Source organism: Sphingobacterium anhuiense (genome assembly GCF_042686355.1).
Classification (GTDB): domain Bacteria; phylum Bacteroidota; class Bacteroidia; order Sphingobacteriales; family Sphingobacteriaceae; genus Sphingobacterium; species Sphingobacterium anhuiense.
Genome location: NZ_JBHUPE010000001.1, coordinates 406,792 through 424,843, shown reverse-complemented (window position 1 = coordinate 424,843; position 18,052 = coordinate 406,792). Strand labels below are relative to the sequence as shown.

At 37.1% G+C, this 18,052-nt stretch carries 18 protein-coding genes and 1 tRNA gene; 7 read left to right on the top strand and 12 right to left on the bottom strand.

All coding sequences use genetic code 11. The features are described 5' to 3' along the window. Window positions 1–20: 20 nt before the first annotated feature. Complete coding sequence (locus ACFS6I_RS01820) at window positions 21–890, bottom strand: AraC family transcriptional regulator (protein WP_132845586.1); 870 nt, start codon at window positions 888–890, stop codon at window positions 21–23. A gap of 142 nt (window positions 891–1,032) precedes the next feature. Here ACFS6I_RS01820 and ACFS6I_RS01815 point away from each other — a divergent pair, with 142 nt between their 5' ends. After that, window positions 1,033–1,599, top strand: a complete 567-nt coding sequence (locus ACFS6I_RS01815) for an NADPH-dependent FMN reductase (RefSeq protein ID WP_380917778.1) — start codon at window positions 1,033–1,035, stop codon at window positions 1,597–1,599. A gap of 40 nt (window positions 1,600–1,639) precedes the next feature. On the opposite strand, the gene ACFS6I_RS01810 is transcribed toward ACFS6I_RS01815, so the two are convergent. From ACFS6I_RS01810 to ACFS6I_RS01765, 10 genes are all read right to left on the bottom strand, one after another. Next, window positions 1,640–1,713, bottom strand: a tRNA-Arg gene (locus ACFS6I_RS01810). 358 nt (window positions 1,714–2,071) lie between these two features. Then, window positions 2,072–2,776, bottom strand: coding sequence for a hypothetical protein (locus tag ACFS6I_RS01805; RefSeq protein ID WP_380917776.1), 705 nt, complete (start codon window positions 2,774–2,776; stop codon window positions 2,072–2,074). Window positions 2,777–2,849: 73 nt separating this feature from the next. Then, the gene (locus ACFS6I_RS01800; protein WP_380917774.1) at window positions 2,850–3,419 is read right to left on the bottom strand and encodes a Crp/Fnr family transcriptional regulator; all 570 of its coding nucleotides are present in this window, start codon (window positions 3,417–3,419) and stop codon (window positions 2,850–2,852) included. Between the two features lie 76 nt (window positions 3,420–3,495). After that, a complete protein-coding gene (locus ACFS6I_RS01795; protein WP_380917772.1) occupies window positions 3,496–4,263 on the bottom strand; it encodes a siderophore-interacting protein in 768 nt (255 codons plus the stop codon). 43 nt (window positions 4,264–4,306) lie between these two features. Next, window positions 4,307–4,945: a 3,4-dihydroxy-2-butanone-4-phosphate synthase gene (gene ribB, locus ACFS6I_RS01790; protein ID WP_380918157.1), complete on the bottom strand. Its 639-nt coding sequence runs from the start codon at window positions 4,943–4,945 to the stop codon at window positions 4,307–4,309. Between the two features lie 26 nt (window positions 4,946–4,971). Further along, a complete protein-coding gene (locus tag ACFS6I_RS01785; protein WP_380917770.1) occupies window positions 4,972–6,147 on the bottom strand; it encodes an MFS transporter in 1,176 nt (391 codons plus the stop codon). A 346-nt stretch (window positions 6,148–6,493) separates the two neighbouring features. Further along, the gene (locus tag ACFS6I_RS01780; protein ID WP_380917769.1) at window positions 6,494–6,823 is read right to left on the bottom strand and encodes a nuclear transport factor 2 family protein; all 330 of its coding nucleotides are present in this window, start codon (window positions 6,821–6,823) and stop codon (window positions 6,494–6,496) included. Between the two features lie 3 nt (window positions 6,824–6,826). Continuing rightward, window positions 6,827–7,324, bottom strand: coding sequence for a DinB family protein (locus ACFS6I_RS01775; RefSeq protein WP_380917767.1), 498 nt, complete (start codon window positions 7,322–7,324; stop codon window positions 6,827–6,829). A 258-nt stretch (window positions 7,325–7,582) separates the two neighbouring features. Further along, window positions 7,583–8,449 (bottom strand): cation diffusion facilitator family transporter, encoded by an 867-nt coding sequence (locus ACFS6I_RS01770; RefSeq protein ID WP_168125901.1) that lies wholly within the window; start codon window positions 8,447–8,449, stop codon window positions 7,583–7,585. Between the two features lie 167 nt (window positions 8,450–8,616). Next, complete coding sequence (locus ACFS6I_RS01765; RefSeq protein ID WP_132771127.1) at window positions 8,617–8,997, bottom strand: hypothetical protein; 381 nt, start codon at window positions 8,995–8,997, stop codon at window positions 8,617–8,619. Between the two features lie 348 nt (window positions 8,998–9,345). Here ACFS6I_RS01765 and ACFS6I_RS01760 point away from each other — a divergent pair, with 348 nt between their 5' ends. Both ACFS6I_RS01760 and ACFS6I_RS01755 read left to right on the top strand, forming a co-directional pair. Further along, window positions 9,346–10,113: a nucleotidyltransferase domain-containing protein gene (locus tag ACFS6I_RS01760; protein ID WP_380917764.1), complete on the top strand. Its 768-nt coding sequence runs from the start codon at window positions 9,346–9,348 to the stop codon at window positions 10,111–10,113. Beyond that, window positions 10,100–11,161, top strand: coding sequence for a DNA polymerase beta superfamily protein (locus tag ACFS6I_RS01755; protein WP_380917762.1), 1,062 nt, complete (start codon window positions 10,100–10,102; stop codon window positions 11,159–11,161). Before ACFS6I_RS01760 ends, ACFS6I_RS01755 begins: the two co-directional genes overlap by 14 nt. 191 nt (window positions 11,162–11,352) lie before the next feature. Here ACFS6I_RS01755 and ACFS6I_RS01750 read toward each other — a convergent pair whose 3' ends face one another. Beyond that, window positions 11,353–12,627, bottom strand: coding sequence for an ATP-binding protein (locus ACFS6I_RS01750; protein ID WP_380917760.1), 1,275 nt, complete (start codon window positions 12,625–12,627; stop codon window positions 11,353–11,355). A 225-nt stretch (window positions 12,628–12,852) separates the two neighbouring features. On the opposite strand from ACFS6I_RS01750, the gene ACFS6I_RS01745 reads away from it, so the two are divergent. The 4 genes from ACFS6I_RS01745 (at window position 12,853) to ACFS6I_RS01730 (ending at window position 17,868) form a co-directional block, all read left to right on the top strand. Next, window positions 12,853–13,701 (top strand): helix-turn-helix domain-containing protein, encoded by an 849-nt coding sequence (locus ACFS6I_RS01745; RefSeq protein WP_132771129.1) that lies wholly within the window; start codon window positions 12,853–12,855, stop codon window positions 13,699–13,701. 96 nt (window positions 13,702–13,797) lie between these two features. Next, window positions 13,798–15,120, top strand: a complete 1,323-nt coding sequence (locus tag ACFS6I_RS01740) for a TolC family protein (protein ID WP_380917758.1) — start codon at window positions 13,798–13,800, stop codon at window positions 15,118–15,120. Between the two features lie 37 nt (window positions 15,121–15,157). After that, on the top strand, window positions 15,158–16,315 hold the full coding sequence (locus tag ACFS6I_RS01735) for an HlyD family secretion protein (RefSeq protein WP_380917756.1): 1,158 nt from the start codon (window positions 15,158–15,160) through the stop codon (window positions 16,313–16,315). Continuing rightward, window positions 16,315–17,868, top strand: a complete 1,554-nt coding sequence (locus ACFS6I_RS01730; RefSeq protein WP_380917754.1) for a hypothetical protein — start codon at window positions 16,315–16,317, stop codon at window positions 17,866–17,868. Before ACFS6I_RS01735 ends, ACFS6I_RS01730 begins: the two co-directional genes overlap by 1 nt. Window positions 17,869–18,052 lie beyond the last annotated feature (184 nt).

The following is an 18,052-nucleotide window of genomic DNA, read 5'->3' as shown; positions in this document are numbered from 1 at the left end:
ACTATGTCTCTAGGTTGTTGTTAGATAATGAGCTGATGGTTTTTACAGTTGTCCCTAAATTCTGCGGGTGTAACCCCTTTCGCTTTTTTAAAGACTCTATAAAAATAGGAAATGCTATTAAATCCGCAGAGGTTCACAACGTCTGCGATGGATGTTTGTTCTTTTAGCTTTCGTGTGGCCAGATTAATTCGGAAATCGAGCAGGTAATCGGTGAAATTCATGTCCGTGTGGCATTTTATAAATCTAGCGAATGTAGACCGGCTCATATTCAGCGTATTGGCAGCTTCCGGTAGTCGAATCATGTGGCTAACATTGTTAGAAATGTAATTCTGTAGTCTTTGTAGGAGTATTTCATTTGGAGTCATACCCATTTTTGTGGAACTAGAAAGTTCTCTGAGGTCTTCTCCTTTGGATAATTCATATAGCAGGATAAAGAGTTTCATGACAGCGTAAAAGCCATCTTTTTCCATGGTCAAAATGCGTAGTAAGGGAAGCACCTTCTCAATAGTTGCGGTACCAAAGTGAACTCCTTTGGATGCTCGGTTAAATAATTCCTGTATGCTTTGAAATTGCTTTTTGTCTAAGATCTGTTCAACCAGCGAGGGGTGAAATTGTAAGGTGATTTCGTGAATGTCTGTTGATGTGCATTCCCCATCCTTCCATGCGTGTTTTAATTCCGGATTGGCAATAAGAACTAAATCTTTGTGACCGATGGTTTCAATGGAATCTCCAATGATCCGTTGCGCTCCAGACGCTCCTTCTACATAATTCAGTTCATACTCCGGATGTATATGTACAGGAAAGGTAAAAGATGATTTTCTGCGGTCGAATACTACGAAACAATCCTGCTCTGATAAAGGTGATTTTTCTCTATAGATATCTGACATCATAATGCTTAAAATATTTGGTTTAATGGTTCGCTAATGTAATGATTTTTAAACTTAGAAATCATGTTGTGTCATGACAAATCAGCGAATTATATGCAAACCAAAAGCTACTGTTGTACGTTATTAAAGAAACAAATGATCATTTATGAAACCATTTAAAGTTGCACTCATCGTTGGAAGTTTAAGAAAGGAATCTTTCAATAAAAAGATAGGAAGAGCTATTGGCCAATTTAAAATAGCCGGTATGCAGTTTGATGATATTGAAATTGGAGAATTGCTATTGTACAATGAGGATTTAGAAAAAGACGTACCTGTAGCCTGGCAAAATTTTAGAGAAATAATCAATCCTTATGACGCGGTATTATTTATCACTCCCGAATACAATAGATCGGTTCCTGCAGTACTTAAGAATGCACTGGATGTAGGTTCAAGACCATACGGAAAGAGCGTGTGGGATGGTAAGCCTGCGGCTATTATAAGTTGTACCCCTGGAGGATTAGGTGCTTTTGGTGCCAATCATCATCTTCGTCAATCTTTGGTATTCTTAAATATGCCTACTTTACAACAGCCGGAAGCGTATATCAGCCATGCCGCAAAGTTGTTTGATGCCAGTGGAGAACTTATAGATACTTCTACACATGATTTTCTAACCTCCTTTGTTGAAAAATTTGAAAAGTGGATCGAAAGAAATGTTCAAGTGAAAAAGTCATAAAGCAAAAAATCCTCTTTACAAAAGTAAAGAAGATTTTAAGTACGCCCATCAGGATTCGAACCTGAGACCGTCGGTTTAGAAAACCGATGCTCTATCCAGCTGAGCTATGAGCGCGTTTCCCTTTCGGTGATGCAAAAGTACTTAAATGATCTATATTTCCAAAACTTATGTACTTTTTTTTTACTCAAAAACATTAAGTCATTGCATTTCAAGCTGATTAATTTTTCTGTCCAAATACAAAAAAATGTCGATTGGTGGCATCTGAGCTTATTTACTTTCTTTTGAAAGCTCTTTTGACTTGATTTTTTTTAGTTTTATTGTGATCTAATTTAAATATGTTCGTAACATTGCCATCGTAGTTCTTTCGCTATTCAAATCTATTCTTCTATTCATAGAGCTTCGTAGGGTAATTTTGTTATTTTGATTTTGATCAATCTCCCTTTGTACCAGCTATAATCATCTTTATTTCATGTTAAATGATTGTTTTGTTCCAAAAGCTTTTGATGTAAATCGTACTGATGTCATACATTGGATTATCTTTTAAATAATTATAAATATAGGATACTGTTTTAGAGTCACCAAGTATGTAAGCAATGATATTTGTTTGATGTTCAGGAAAATTAAGGGAAATCAATTCAATAATTTTCTGCGGATCTAATGATTCAATTATGTGCGTTTCTAAAGGAAAACTATGATCGAGATCTGGAAAAATATCTTCTTGATGTTCTGCATAAATAAAACTACTTACTTTTTTACTTACCGATAAGGCTCTGTTTATTTCATATAAATGAGATAAAGCAATAATATCCCCAATTAAAAAGTAGTGGTCGGCTGTGTCATTCATACTTATTTCACTAGACGGTTCTTTGAAAAACATGGTATCGCCTTCCTGTAAGGTTTGAACCCATTGTGCCCCCTTTCCATTGGAAAAGGTATTAATGGCAAAGTCTGCAACATGATAGACCGGTTCATAATTCCAGAATGAATATCTTCGCACTTCGCTCAGTGGATTGTAATAAGGATTGGATAAAAATATATCAATAGAAAAACCTGGAATATAGTGGATGCGCGAAAAATCCATACTCTGAATTTTGATATGATATGTATGCTCAGCTATTTTATTCTTCTGAAGAATAATTCCTGAAAATATTTCGAAGGTACTGGCCTGGTTGCTCATTGTCTTTGTATTAGTGATACAAAGTTGGTCAATAGAAAATATTAAAATATTGACTTGAGTCAAAAAAAGAAAATCAGATTTTTGATTTTAGTCTACTTAGCGTCTCCTGGGAAATATTGAGATAGGAAGCGACAAGCTTATTCGATAATCTGCGGACAATAATCGGATTTTCGTCTAAGAGCTGCCGATATTTTTCCAAAGCGTCCTGCATTAGAAAAGACATTAACCTTTTGGTATTGGTTACGTAAGCAATTTCAAGATATATACGGTAAAATTTTTCCCATAGGGGTATGATATCCAGAAGATGATAAAAGCTTTTATGTGTGATGTAATATACTTCCGAATCTTCAACAGCCTGAATAAATTCTTCTGAAGGTTCGGAAGTAATAAAACTAACTAATGCTGTTGCAAACTGATTCTCAAAAGCAAAATATCGGGTGGAGTCGGTTCCTTCTTCATTGATAAAGAAAATGCGCAGACATCCCTGTGTAACAAAAAATGTCCGTTGACTGGATTGCCCATTTGTTAGTACGAGTTCATTCTTTTTGAGCTTCATTGGCTTAAAATGGGACAAAATGATCTCTAGATCTTTATCCGTTAATGATATTTTACTTTTAATATATGAAACTAATAGTTCTTGCATGTATTTGAAATCAGTGATATACAAATTTACCAATAAAAGCTCGATCGTAACGCTGTTTATTTGGCGTGTTGTATCTTTAAATATATGTGCTTTCAGATTCACCAGACTTCCAATAGCTGCAGCTGTATATCATCTGTGGATCCCACTCTAGGTCAGTTTTAAAATAGTTTCTTAATTCTTTGACAGTAGCATATTCAGCGGCTAAATACACATAATTACGCAGGTCTGCCTTTGCGAATTTAAAAGTCTTTACTGTAGACGCTAATTTGCTTCCTTTCTCAGGATGCGGGTTGTATAGCCAGTCAATATCTACATTTGCCGAAGATGGAATATTTATGCGATCTTCTTTAGCAGATACCTCCAAAATAACCTTAACATCAATCCCGGGTTTTAATTTTTCTAAAATTGCACTGATTACGGGCAATGCTGTTGCGTCACCTATTAGTAGATAGGAATCGGCTTCGGGGATTAAGGGTTTCATACTTTCTTTCATACCGATACCGAGTGCATCGCCCGGTTTAGCTTTTAATGCCCATGCAGATGCAGGTCCATTATCTCCGTGGGTGACAAAATCAATGGTCAGTTCCTTTTTCTTCAGATCAATTTTGCGATTGGTGTATGTCCTTATTGATGCCAGCAATTCAGGTCTTGTTTCTGATTCTTTTTCAGGGAAATAAATGACATTTCTATCGGCAGGTGGTATGAAAATTTTATTATTAGATCCGGACTTTATATGCGTTAAAAGTACCGCTTGTTCATTACTGATTCCAAACACCACACGAATCATATGTGGTGTCAGGAATTCTTTGCGTTTAACGGTAAATACGAAACGTATTTTTTTCATTATGGTATTGTTTAATGCTGAATTTTTGATGGATTAAAAGACTTTATAATTCATTCGCTACTAACTGCAATTTTCGGTATTCGATAATATCGGCGATGGATAATATCGTTAGATGATGATCTTGAGCAAAAGCGATCATCTGTGGCAGACGCGACATGGTTCCATCATCTTCCATTAGTTCACACAGTACGGACATTGGTTTTAAACCAGCCAGCCTCATGAGGTCGATACTGCCTTCGGTATGACCATTTCTTCCTAAGACACCATGATCGTGAGCGCGCAATGGGAAGATATGCCCCGGTCGAACCAAATCTTCAGGTTGCGCATTTTCAGCACAAGCCGCTTTAATAGCGGCAATTCTATCAGATGCCGAAAGACCTGTTGTTGCACCTTCCCGAGCGTCAATCGAAACTGTAAAAGGAGTTTGAAAGAGACTGGAATTGGCATTGACCATATAAGGTAAGTCGAGGTCATCAGCCTTTTCATTTGTAAGACACAGACAGACCACACCACTACAGTGTCTTATCATCTGCACCATATCCTGAATGTCCATGTTTTCTGCCGAGAAAATCAGGTCACCTTCATTTTCTCTATCTTCATCGTCTAAGAGGATAACACCTTTACCAGATTTTAGTTCCTTTACAGCATTCTCAACCCTTTCGTTGGCATCTTTACCAAACATTTTTAATGTATTTTCCATTGTTATACTTATTTTTTATTCATCATTAATGTTATCATCGAGAGGATGCAACTTATTCCTCCAAATAAATAGACAGTCTGGTAATCGAACCAGCCAGCTATTAACCCTGCTAGAGGCCCTGCCAATCCCAAAGAAAGGTCAACAAAAGCTACATAGGCACCTAAAGCCGTCCCCCTCATTTGTGGCTTTACTTTCTGGATAGCTAGAACACCTAGAGCTGGAAAAACCAGTGAAAACCCAATCCCTGTCATCCCACATCCGATAATGGCAATCGTTTTTGATACGGAAGTCCAGATCAAAACTTGACCAATCACTTCAATAATAAGTGAAAGCAATGCAATTTTATAACCGCCATATTTATCGGGGGAAGAAGCAAAGAAAATTCTGGTTAAGATGTAACAAGCCCCAAAGACCATAAAAGCTAATGTGGCATCACCCCAATTTTTTTCGCTAAAAAACAAGGCGATGAAAGAAGCAATACAGCCAAATGCCATTGAAGAAAAAGCGAGACTTAATCCTTGTCCGGATATAGCTCCGATTACTTTGTAAAAAGGTGTTCTGACATGGTCTTTGTCAACTACTATTGCGGGTAGTTTTACTGTAGATAGCCAGCTGACAAAGGGCAGGAGCATGATCATGATAAACGCTGGGAAACCGCCATAACTTTTATTGATCCAAATACTTAAAGGTGCTCCAATTGCAATACCTGCATACATCGCTATTCCGTTCCAAGTCATTACTTTTCCAGAATTTGATGGTCCGACAAGTCCGATTCCCCAAGTTAACGCTCCTGTAACCAAGAAACTTTCTCCTACACCATGAATGATTCTTGCTAGTACGAGTAAGGCTAATGCAAAGATTACATTACTTTGTATTGTAACTGATAGGAGATATGTAATGCCAGCTATTACTGCAAGTACTACACCGATCATTTGGCTTTTTTTAGCTCCTCTGGTATCTGTAAGTTTCCCTGCATATGCCCGAGTTAATAATGTCGACAAGAATTGCATTCCAATAACAAGGCCTACGATGATACTGTCAAATCCTAAGGTTTGCTGAACAAATTTTGGGAGTACACCCAATGCAATCCCTATGGTAAGATACACTCCGAATACCGATATTATAATCGGCGTTATGGCCCTGTAAAAATTACTGGTTATGCCATTTTCTAATGTTACACTCATAATTTTTTGTTTTAATTATTATTATGAGTGCAAATCTGCAAGTATTGCAAACCTTAACCTTTGACTTAAGTCAAAAAAGGAAAATTATTGTTTAATCATTAGCTGATGCGGAAAGGAGGTATAGGAATAACGGCTCCATTAACATATGTGCCTTTAAGACTCGTGTGTTATTATAAATCTTCTGAGATAGGAGAACTAGTTATGAAAGCTTATGGTACTGCGCATTTATTTATGCTACAGGGTAAAGTATTATGTTTACAATGATTAAAATCAGCGGGTGATTTTAAGCGAGGAGGGTATGGCTAACGAATAGTGTAATGGGTGATGAAATTAATAGAAATATTAACTAATTCAGCGTTCCGTAGAATACCCTGACCTTTTTTATTTTTGCATTTTCGATCTGAAAGTATTCGGCATTTTCAAACTTATTTTCATTATCAGTCGTGCAGGTATAAATGACAAAAATACTGTTTTTGTCTTCCAGGAAGGTATCGATGTGATATGCAGTTGCTTTTTTATGAAATGGCCAGCACTTTCGGAAATAGTCTTCTTTAGTAAGCGTTGGATCGTGAGGACTACTGAATTGAAAATCTTCATCCAGCAGGCTTTGTAGCCTATTCCGGTCACCTATTTCATAGCAATTAAAATAAGCTAAAATGAGATCTTTATTAGTCATATTTTAAGATTTAATTGATTGCATTACATCTTTTAACTGATGTACATGTCGCTGTGTATGATAGGTATTGAACCAAGCCCACTCCAAAACTGTAAATGGACCATATTCCGGGATGGCAAAATCGATACAGGTATCTGAAAGATTTTTCTCCTTAATTATGGTTTCGATCTGGGCAATGCGATCACGAAGATTTTGTAGTAGACGCTGTTTGTCGAGTCGTTTTTCAGAAGGCAATATCGCTTGAGGAGATTTCATGCGTATTGTAAAGTCCGTAAATGTATCTTTAATGGTTGTTACCTTTTCATCTGGTTTCCGATGAGTCAATTCGGTACGCCCATTCATGACTTCTGCTGAAGCATAAGACTTCAATATATGATCGCCGATTTGTCCAGGCGACCAATCGTCAGCTTTATGTTTCGTATTCAGTTCATTTTCATCTAAAGAATCAAGTAGCGAGATGAAATCTTCTGTGATTTGTTGAAATGCTTTATTTAGTTCCATAACCTAAATTTAAGAATATTAAATGAATCAAAATATATGATAGGAACAACACGGATAGTTTTATGAATTAATAATTTTCATCTATTAATCTGTTGTTAATGAGGTGAAAGTGGTGGGAAAACACCCATGTAGGAAACCTTTAAATCTTCGTTTAAGATATTACATATCATCTTTGATTTACGTGTCGCTCAATCCAGTTGTTTCTAGTTTTTAATGAATTCATAGGACCTTTGGGATTGTTCTTTCAGACTGCCAGTGTTAATCTGGTTCAATATGTATTAAAATGTTTCCCAGTTGGGGCATTTTTTTTTGCAGATAGTCCTGAAGCCTATGCGCTAATTGATGGCCCTCTTTTACTGAGATATCACCACTTACAATTGCATGTAAATCAACCAGATGTTTTGTGCCTAATTTACGAACAAAGCATTTCTCTGTACCCAAGATACCATCTACCTTTACAGCGTTGATACGTATCTCAGCGATTAAATCATCGTAAAGGTTTTCATCCATGATCTCTCCCAAGGCAGGACGAAAGATAAGATAGCAGTTGTAAAGTATAAATCCCGAAGCAAATAGCGCTGCAAAGTCATCGGCACTCTCATAGCCCTTTCCTAAAATCAGAGCAATTGATATGCCGATAAAGGCTGCTACCGAAGTGATCGCATCACTTCGGTGGTGCCATGCGTCGGCTCGTAATGAAGAGCTTCCAGTTTCTTTACTTTTTTTAATGACAACCCTAAAAGAAACTTCCTTCCAGATAATGATCGCCAATAGGACGAATAAAGTCCATGGTTTGGGCAACTCATGAGGGGTGCGAATATTTTGAATGCTTTCGTAAGCAATGATTGTCGCTGAAATTATTAAAAAGCCCACTACGACAAATGTTACAAGTGGTTCAATGCGACCATGTCCGTAAGGATGGTTCTCATCTGCCGGCCTTTTTGCATATTTTAATCCAAATAAAACCAGAAAAGAGGAAAATATATCTGCTGTAGATTCTATTGCATCTGCAATAAGCGCGTATGAATTTCCAAAATAACCAGCTAACCATTTTAAGAGCGCGAGTAAAAAATTTCCAATTATACTAAAGTAGGTTGCTTTTATAGCCGTTTGTTCATTTGACATTTTATTGTTTTTTTAAGCGTCAATTCAATGAGAATATAGAAATGTTTCCCTAATAACCTCGAATTGCATGATCAGCAAAGGTTATTAAAGAAATCCAGAACGTAACCAAATGCTGTTTTAACTAACAACAAATGAATACAGATAAAGGATAAAAAAAATGAAAATAATTAAGAAATTTTTGGAGGTTGCCAAATATGGCAGGTATAAGTATTTAAATAATACTGATCAGGATAAAATAACAGCTTTTTCTCAAAGAATATGCTTGATGTCATTAATGGTACTTCCGATGACACGGTAGAAGAAATTGCTGTGATGTTTAAAAAATTGACATGTTTTACAAAAGGAAGTTTTTCATCTGTATCCCGGTCATTATCTTTTACAGGAATATTATAATGATCATTTAAGAATTGTACAAACGTCAGTTTACTGTTGTTATTTTTATGTTCTATACAATGAGAAATTAATACAGGAATTTTCAACAATTGAATCAGTTCAGTTGTTGAAAACAAATAAATTGATAATATCAATAAGATTGAAAAATTTTTCACTGAGACAAATGTAGCAACTTTTTACTTATTATGAAGTGAATAGTGCGCTTGGCAACAATTTCACAATTGCTCATAATTATGGTACTATAGTTTGGAACTTTATCTCTAATTTTTCTTATACACTTATACAGTAGCTTGATAGAGAATAAATGATTTATATTCCTGCGCAATCAAGTTGCGTAGCTACTGCGATTCGACTTGGTTTATTTTGATCTTAAATATTTTATTTTTTTGATTTTCAGTTTTTTATATTATTAATTTTTATTGCGCAGTTAAGCTGCAGTAGGTAGATCTCATCTTTGTCATGTAGTACAAAGGAATGTTCCTTTGTGGAAAATAAAATTGAAAATGGATCATCATTATTTATGCGGAATCATTCAAGAAATTGAAATTAAGGAAAATATAAAGATACTTTATGCATGTGAGTCAGGAAGTCGTGCATGGGGTTTTCCATCTTTAGACAGTGACTACGATATTCGGTTTATCTATCAAAGACGAAAGACTGATTATCTATCGGTCTTCTCTATAGAAGAGGATATTAAGTACCCAATTGTTGGTGATCTTGATATTTATGGTTGGGATATTCGCAAAGTACTGAAGCTACTTTACAAAAGTAACTGTACATTATATGAATGGTTGCAATCCCCAATTTGTTATGGAGATTATAGTTTTTTTAAAAATGATTTTATCACACTATTGGATTATGCACCTAACTTGCGTGCACATATGCACCATTATTTAGGTTTATGTAATAAGAAAATGGAAGGGCTTGATCAGTCAAACATCTCGCTGAAAGATTTTCTTTACATTGCTAGAAGTCTTTTATCAGCTCTATGGATTGAAACAAACAGATCTTATGCGCCAATGGAAATGAAAGATTTAATGCAATTGCTTCCATCCGATCTTATTAAAAGTCTGGAGTCGATTATTATGATAAAAGCATCAGTTAGAGAAGATTTTATATTCTCTCCGGATGAGAAGTTGTGTATCTATATGAAAAATACATTCAAAAAACTTAAAGATACTGTTATGATGCTACCTGCTTTAAAAATCTCAGTAGAACCGATCAATAGTTATTTTATAGACTTAATTCGTAAAGAAGATGATGACAATTAAAGATCTGCATGATCAAAATCTGATTCTGTTTAAAGTAATAACAGGAAGCAGGGCTTACGGTTTAGATACAGCGGTATCTGATACAGATATTAAAGGTGTGTTTTACTTACCAAAAAATGTGTTCTATGGTTTAAGCTATATCGCTCAAATTAATAACGATAGTCATGATGAGGTATATTATGAATTAGGCAGATTTGTGGAATTACTCAGTAAAAATAATCCGGGAGCAATGGAACTACTGGCTTGTGCTTCAGCATCCATATTGATAAAGCATCCATTAATGGCAAATTTTCAATTTAAAAAGCTCCTTAATATGGGATTGATAGATAGTTTTGTTCAATATGCGATGCAGCAGGTGAAAAAAGCCAAAGGCTTGAACAAAAAGATCAATAATCCACATGTAGGAGCGCGGAAAAGTTTATTAGATTTTGCTTACATAATGAGTAGCGGAAAAAGTTATCCTTTAGAATCATGGTTACAGGATCATAAGCTAAAGTCTCACTTTTGCGGATTGATTAAATTGAATCATTGTAAAAATGTGTTTGCATTATATTATGATAAGAATGAGCAAGGATTATATCGCGGTATAATGGCAAAAGCAGATAGCCATGAAGTTGCCTTGAGTTCCATTGAGAAAGAAGAGGAGACCTTAGCATTGCTCTTTGTTAATCATGAAGCCTATTCTTCATATTGTAAAGATTTTAAGGCGTATAAGGAGTGGGAAAAGAAACGTAATGTTATGCGTTATGCTGGAACTGTCGCACATGGACAAGGATATGATGCTAAAAATATGATGCATACTATACGTCTTATGGAGGTTGCGCGAGATTTGTTATTAAAGGGAGAACTCATTCTTAAGCGCCCTAATCGTGAAGCACTGCTCGAAATAAAATCAGGCAGATGGACATATGACGAATTATGTAGAAAGGTGGAAGTGATACAATGTGAAATTGATGAACTGTATTTCGAGAGTTCATTCCCAAAATCAGTGGATACTTCTTATTTAGAAAAAAGTCTTCTTCAAATACGCGAATCGTTATATCAATAGATTCTGAATATGATCGTTCGTATAGAAATATAATTGTCTTAAATATTTTTTATGTTTAAGACAATTATACAGAAAGTCAAAAGCATTTTTCAATTATTTCGCAGCCTTGTCTAACCTCCAAATGAATTTAATTTCAGATTTGGATACGGAAAATGCTTAAATTTTAAGTTCACCCATTGAATACAGCAGATCTACCTTTCCAGTATCTTTCTGATCGTATCACGCTCTTTTTCCGAAAGCGCAATAGCATTTTCAAAAAGTGGTACTATATCCTGTTTACGGTCTGTTTGCAAGAGCAAGTCCAGAAGACCGAGATAAGTACGTATGAGGTCAGCTTTGATGCCAACAAAGGCACGTGGATCGGCAATATACAGTTCCTGAATCAGGGATAGTAAAATCCTTTTTCGGTTTACATCGATATCCGACGAGCTATAACGGGGCAGTAGGTTTTTCTTCTCCAGTTCTTCAAGTTTGACTGTGACTGCCTGCTCGCGAATATATTTTTTCTGTTTACGCTCCAGAAAATCACGTAATTCAGCCAGTAATTTACGATAAATAACCTGCTGTTCTTTTTCACTGAAGAGATTGCTTTCCGAAGAAATCGCGATATCAGCTTGCTCGAATTGATCAAAGAAGTCAGATTCTATATACACCGAGTGGTGGAAGTCGATCGCATTATTATTAAAACTACTGAGCAGTTTTGCTACTTCAGTTTTGTTGCTGTTTAAAAAATAGTAATAGTAACGGTCTCCGATCTGTTCTTTCCATCGGATATAGTTTACACGGAAGCTGTACGAGTTTTCCGCTATACTATAAAGAGTGAATATCGTACTGTCGGTCTCCTGTATCAGGTTATTATAATGAAGTGTGGTCCCATTGAGGAGGATGCGGTACCCCCAATCCCGGTTGAGAAGCAGATACCAACCAAATTCCTGTGCAAGAAAATCTGTAAATTCTTCAGACTCCAGTGTAGTAGCTGTTAGTCCAAAGATACCTTCCAGTTTGACAGTTGTACCAGTTCCCTCAGGTTTAGCCGCTGATTTGATATCCCCGATATCATACTGTTCTTTAGCGTCACGATCTATCCGTATGCTATAGGAAATCAGCTCATCATCTGTCTTAACAGTGGTATTCCAAGTTGCTCGTGTGGCAAAGAGTGAGAAAGAAAAACGGCCTTTTCCCTTTTTTCCACGCGTATAGGAGCTCCGTTTTAAGCTATTTTTCTTGAGCGAATCTAAAAAATTTCCAAATGAAAGGTTCAGTGTTTCCCTGGGAATCCCTTCCCCATTATCATGAATGCAGATACTTGTTATAAATCCGAGGCTATTACTTTCGATGTCGATAGAGACTTCTGTAGCCTTCGCATCAAATCCATTCCAGATATATTCTGCTATAACATGTTTGGCGTCTTTCGGTAAACCTGCCGATTCTATACTTGCATTGGTGATCTTGGTGTTATTCTTCATAATGGATTGATCTATTTAAAAGTACAATAATAATTGGGTAAATCATAGTTCTGTGTGACTGATGCTGATCACATGAGCTGTAATAGCTAAAAATTATGCTACAGTTTCTAAACCGCACATGTAATAGAAAGTAAACGAGCCATTCTATAGACAGCGTCAAAAGATAATATTGCATATAAAATAATTTTATCTTAGTTTGTCTTTTAGTACTTAAAGAGTTTGCTGATGTCATTGATAAGAATACTAAATGAAAAAGACTTTTTTGAAAATGCTAAGATGGGCCATATCCTGAGGCCCGCTAATTTTAGCATGATTTTTATCAGAAGTGGATCCATTCATTTGGAGATCAATAACCAATCTGTTTCTTATGTGGAAGATCATGTTCTATTGATATCCTCGCATAACAGCTATAAATTGAGCCATTATACCGATGACCTTAAAATATACATGCTGATCTATAATCGGGAGACTATCAGGGAAAAGATTCATTTTAACTTTAGCCGGTACGATGTGTACCGGATCATCAATGCGGAGAAAAATCAAAACATCTTCAATCCAGATAAAGTGATTTTTGACCAGTTAACAGGTTTGGTGGAACTTATGATTTATCAGACTGATATGGAGAATCGGCAATCTTTCTTTCACGAACAGATCATCCTCTCTATATTTTCCACCATAACCTATAAATTGATGGATTCATTAGAAATCCAGCTTCAATTTGACCGAAAGCGAAATGCACGGAAAGAGGAAATCACCTTGCAGTTTCTTGAATTGGCTACAGATTATTATAAAACAGAAAAAGAGTTAGATTTTTATGCCAAAAAACTCAACATCTCGATCAAGTACCTTTCGATTTGCGTTAAGGAAATTACCGATATAGCACCCTCTGTATTCATTGCTACAGCCTTACTCAATGAGGCTAAAACTTTACTATTCAGTTCAAAGGATACCATTACAAGGATTGCCGAGGAATTGAACTTCTCGGATCAGTATGCTTTTGGTAAATTTTTTAAAAAGCATACGGGATTAAGTCCCAAAAATTACCGGAATAAACACGAGGTTACCTTGTTTTGATACTATTTGGACTTCTTTTGCCCCGCTTTCAACCTTTTTGTTGGGGTTGTTTTTTACGACTTTTGTGCTGTGAAATTCTAAAATGTATCGCACACAATGAAAATAAAACCATTCAGTTATCTGTTTTTGGTAATCGGATTGCTTTTTTCAGACTCCTTACTATTTGCTCAGGAAGCTACTCAAAAAAAGCTCACCGTTGAAGAACTCTTTTCTTTGGTTCTGGAAAACAATCCAACTTTGTCAGTTTCCAAAGCAGGTATAAAAATAGCAAAACAGAACGTAGAGGTCGCTAAAAATTTACAGCTACCTGATCTTAATGTAAGCGCCAGCGCCCTTTATATCGGTGACGGTGTCCTACTTGATAAAGATTTTTCCAATTCGACGACGGTCAAGATGCCACATTTTGGCAATAACTATGCCTTGGAAGCGACTCAGTTAATCTGGAAGGGTGGTATGGTCAAACATACTATCGAAGCCAAATCGCTACAAGAAGATCTCGCAACCCTGAATTATCAGTTTAACGAGCAGAATATCAAGTTGCTAGCCTTGGGCTACTATTTGGACTTGTATAAGTTGCAAAACCAGGCTTCCGTATATCGTAAAAATATTCAATTGGCCGAGCAACGTTTACAGAATATCAGCCGGTTTTATAAAGAAGGTATGGTCACTCGAAATGATGTGATCCGTGGTGAACTGCAGATCTCCAATCTAAACCTGGCTTTACAGGTGATCGAGAATAATGTGCAGATCTTGAATAAACAGCTCTTGGTTGCCTTGGGTCTTCCTGAAGGAATACAGCTCCTGGCAGATGAAAAGCTATTGCAGACCAATTTGGAAGCATCTCCTTTAGCGTTCTATCAAAACGATATTGATCAGCACCCCTCAGTTCTCATGAGTAAAAAGGGTGTTGAACTATCCGAAACAGCAACGAAGATAACAAAGACCGAACGTATGCCCACTTTAGCCGCTTTTGCAGGTAATAAATTGCAAAGACCAATTACGACAACATCGCCCGCCCTGGATATGTACTCAAATGGTTGGAATGTAGGTTTGTCATTAAGCTATGATATCAGTTCGCTCTATAAATCTTCGAAAAAGATACAGACTAACAGATATGAATTAGAGAAAGCTAAAGCGCAGGAAAATGAAACAGAAAAAATGATCGAAGTTGCGGTTAATGCCGCCTACATAAAATATAATGAAACACGTAGCCAGAACTCAACATTGGCAAAAAATAAAGATCTGACAGAGGAGAATTACAGAATCATGGAAAGTAAATACAATAACCAGCTAGCCATTCTGCTTGATATGATCGATGCAAGCAATGCGAAGTTGGATGCTGAACTGCAGTACACCAACTCGGAAATCAATATCGTGTTTGCGTATTACAAATTATTGAAAGAAAGCGGGAAAATGTAAGAACTGGAAGCTAACTCCATCGAAGTAGATAAAAAATATGTCACAAAATCAAGATCAGAATCAAGGCACAGATTCGGTAGAAAATACAGGTGTTAAATCAAGTAAAGTAAAACAGAGAATGCCTAAAAAAAAGAACAGAGGAACGATCGTCAGCATGTTGGTGTTATTAGTGGTATTGGCAGGACTCTATTGGGTGATCCACGCCTATTTCAATATCGGTAATAACCGTTTTACCAATGCAGCACAGGTCGAATCCTATATTAACCCGATCAATACGCGGGTATCGGCCTATATCAAAGATATTCGTTTCATCGAGCATCAGTACGTAAAAAAGGGAGATACTTTACTTATATTGGATGATAGTGAGATTCAGACTCAACTGGGACAGGCGGAAGCCGCCTATTTATCGGCACTTGCATCTAAGCATGTTACGGCTAATTCGGTCAGAACAGCAACTAATAATATCGGTACAGCACAATCCAACAGCGATGCCGCTCAGGCCAACATTGCTTCGGCAAAAGCTAGATTGTGGAATGCGGAACAGAATTTTAACCGTTATAAAAATCTTTTGAAAGACGAGGCAGTAACCCGTCAACAATTCGACCAGGTGAAAACGGAATATGAAGCGAGTAGTGCTGTTCTGGAGGCGGTATCTTCGCAATACCAAGCTGTAGCCAATGCGCAAGGTACTTCGGTACTTACGGTGACTGAGGTACAGTCCCGTTTAGGAATGAACGATGCAGAGATCAAACGTGCTGAAAATGCATTAAATATGGCTAAGCTCAATCTTTCATATACGGTTATCACAGCGCCTCATGATGGTATCATGGGAAGAAGGACGATCAATATTGGACAGCTGTTGAGTCCAAGTCAGCAGGTAGCCACTATCGTAGACAGTAATAACATTTGGATCACGGCCAATTATCGGGAGAAGCAGATGGAGAATGTTATGATCGGAGCTTTAGCGACCATTCAGGTAGACGCTTTGGGGGGAAAGGAGTTTGTCGGGAAAATCACGGCGATCTCAGGCGCGACAGGTGCGCGGTATGCGGCAGTACCTTTGGATAACTCCACCGGTAATTTTGTAAAGGTACAGCAAAGAATACCTGTAAGAATAGAATTTACTTCGGAAAATAAAACCGAGGACTTAAAACTGTTGCGTGCAGGAATGAATGTGGAGGTTACTTTAAGATAATGTATAATAAAGGATTGTTTGCAACCTGGGTCCCCAAACCGCTCATGTTATTGCTCATTTTTATTTTTCTGATCCCGGTACTCAGTATCAATAGCGTTTACAGCAATAGTATTACCGATATCTCAGGGGCGCTAGCGACCTATACGGAATATATGGCGATGGCAAGTAATGCTACTACAATCGGAATGGGAGTAGCTATTATCTTTAGTCTGCGGGTGAAAATGCGTTTCCGCTCTAAGGAAATCATTGTGTTTTGTTCGATTGTTCTTGCTCTGTTATCGTACTGTATTGGTACGACTGACAATCCTTTGGTCGTTATTATTGCAGGTTTCTTTATTGGTTTTTTTAAAACTTTTCCTTTTATAGAGCTTTTATTGGTCATGATGGTCATCCTGACGCCTACTGAAGATCGCGGTAAATTCTACGCGATGTTTTATCCGCTTTCGATCTGTCTGTCTCAGTTATCAGCTTACCTCATGGCCGACGTCGTGTTTGACGGAAGCTGGCAGGCGCCCTATTTTCTGATGTCTGCTGTTATGCTGGTCATTGCGGCGCTTTCATTGATCTTTCAGCACAATCAACGGTTCTCTTTTCGGATGCCCTTATCACAGATTGATTGGCTTTCTTTAGGTTTACTCGCTATTGCAGCCTTGAGTTTGGATTTTGCACTTACCTTTATGAAACAACAGGGCTGGTTTAATTCTCCTTATATAATCGTGTCTATTCTGCTATGTCTACTACTTATAGCAATCGTAATTTATAGGCAAAAGGGAGCAAAACGTAAATTAGTCAAATTTGAACTGTTCACCGCAAGAGTCAACATCTGGTACAGTATGTTGCTGCTGTTGCTGATGGGGATATATTTGGCGACTTCTACTTTGCTGTCGCAATATACAGTAGGAGCACTGGGCTATAATAATCTATTAAATTCGGAGCTGAATCTATGGATGATTCCTGGAATCATATTGGCCGGTATTTATGGGTATATGAGTTTTAAGCATAAATGGTTACTGAAGTATTTTATTGCTTCGGGATTTCTGGTGTTCTTTATTCATAGCCTGATGATGTATCTGCTCATACAGCCACAGATGAATATGGAATATCTTTATTTTCCGATGTTCTTAAAGGGGCTAGGGATGGGAATACTCTATATTGGAATCTGGTTCTATGCCGGTTCTGGTCTGAATATGGATGAGCTTCTCGGTATTGTGGGGGTATTGATCATAGTCAGAACATTTGTAGCAACAGCACTTGGTGCAGCTATATTAAATTGGGCTTCCTATCAAGGGCAATGGCAGAGTCTTTATGACAGTGCGCTCTATATGGATATCGGTGATTTTTCCAATGGGATAGCGATGTATCCGGCCTCGCAGCTCAATGCCATGCTGGCGGCTTTGAAGATCGTCTTCGGTGTATTGTGCTGGATCAGTATTCCGGTGCTTCTATTCGTACTGTTGCATCACTTTGGCAGATTCAATCAAAGACGATTGGTGCTGTTTCGCAAAATAGTACGGGGTAACAAGGTGCGTGGATATTATTTCAGCCGCCGCTAATAATGAAGATACGATGGTTACGTCAGCGAATATAAACGGACCATAGTATAACATTATTACTTCTTATCCGTAAATTAGCGTTGCGGTAATGCATAAGAAAATTATGGATTTAGCAGTAGAAAATTAGTAAAACAATTTTCTTGTAAAAAGTAATTTTCGAAAAAGTACAGATCATTATTAAATT

Bases quoted from the DNA above. Each gene is read 5' to 3' on its own strand.
- ACFS6I_RS01820 (WP_132845586.1), bottom strand. From the start codon at position 890: ATGATGTCAGATATCTATAGAGAAAAATCACCTTTATCAGAGCAGGAT.
- ACFS6I_RS01815 (WP_380917778.1), top strand. From the start codon at position 1,033: ATGAAACCATTTAAAGTTGCACTCATCGTTGGAAGTTTAAGAAAGGAA.
- ACFS6I_RS01805 (WP_380917776.1), bottom strand. From the start codon at position 2,776: ATGAGCAACCAGGCCAGTACCTTCGAAATATTTTCAGGAATTATTCTT.
- ACFS6I_RS01800 (WP_380917774.1), bottom strand. From the start codon at position 3,419: ATGCAAGAACTATTAGTTTCATATATTAAAAGTAAAATATCATTAACG.
- ACFS6I_RS01795 (WP_380917772.1), bottom strand. From the start codon at position 4,263: ATGAAAAAAATACGTTTCGTATTTACCGTTAAACGCAAAGAATTCCTG.
- ribB (WP_380918157.1), bottom strand. From the start codon at position 4,945: ATGTTTGGTAAAGATGCCAACGAAAGGGTTGAGAATGCTGTAAAGGAA.
- ACFS6I_RS01785 (WP_380917770.1), bottom strand. From the start codon at position 6,147: ATGAGTGTAACATTAGAAAATGGCATAACCAGTAATTTTTACAGGGCC.
- ACFS6I_RS01780 (WP_380917769.1), bottom strand. From the start codon at position 6,823: ATGACTAATAAAGATCTCATTTTAGCTTATTTTAATTGCTATGAAATA.
- ACFS6I_RS01775 (WP_380917767.1), bottom strand. From the start codon at position 7,324: ATGGAACTAAATAAAGCATTTCAACAAATCACAGAAGATTTCATCTCG.
- ACFS6I_RS01770 (WP_168125901.1), bottom strand. From the start codon at position 8,449: ATGTCAAATGAACAAACGGCTATAAAAGCAACCTACTTTAGTATAATT.
- ACFS6I_RS01760 (WP_380917764.1), top strand. From the start codon at position 9,346: ATGGATCATCATTATTTATGCGGAATCATTCAAGAAATTGAAATTAAG.
- ACFS6I_RS01755 (WP_380917762.1), top strand. From the start codon at position 10,100: ATGATGACAATTAAAGATCTGCATGATCAAAATCTGATTCTGTTTAAA.
- ACFS6I_RS01750 (WP_380917760.1), bottom strand. From the start codon at position 12,627: ATGAAGAATAACACCAAGATCACCAATGCAAGTATAGAATCGGCAGGT.
- ACFS6I_RS01745 (WP_132771129.1), top strand. From the start codon at position 12,853: ATGTCATTGATAAGAATACTAAATGAAAAAGACTTTTTTGAAAATGCT.
- ACFS6I_RS01740 (WP_380917758.1), top strand. From the start codon at position 13,798: ATGAAAATAAAACCATTCAGTTATCTGTTTTTGGTAATCGGATTGCTT.
- ACFS6I_RS01735 (WP_380917756.1), top strand. From the start codon at position 15,158: ATGTCACAAAATCAAGATCAGAATCAAGGCACAGATTCGGTAGAAAAT.
- ACFS6I_RS01730 (WP_380917754.1), top strand. From the start codon at position 16,315: ATGTATAATAAAGGATTGTTTGCAACCTGGGTCCCCAAACCGCTCATG.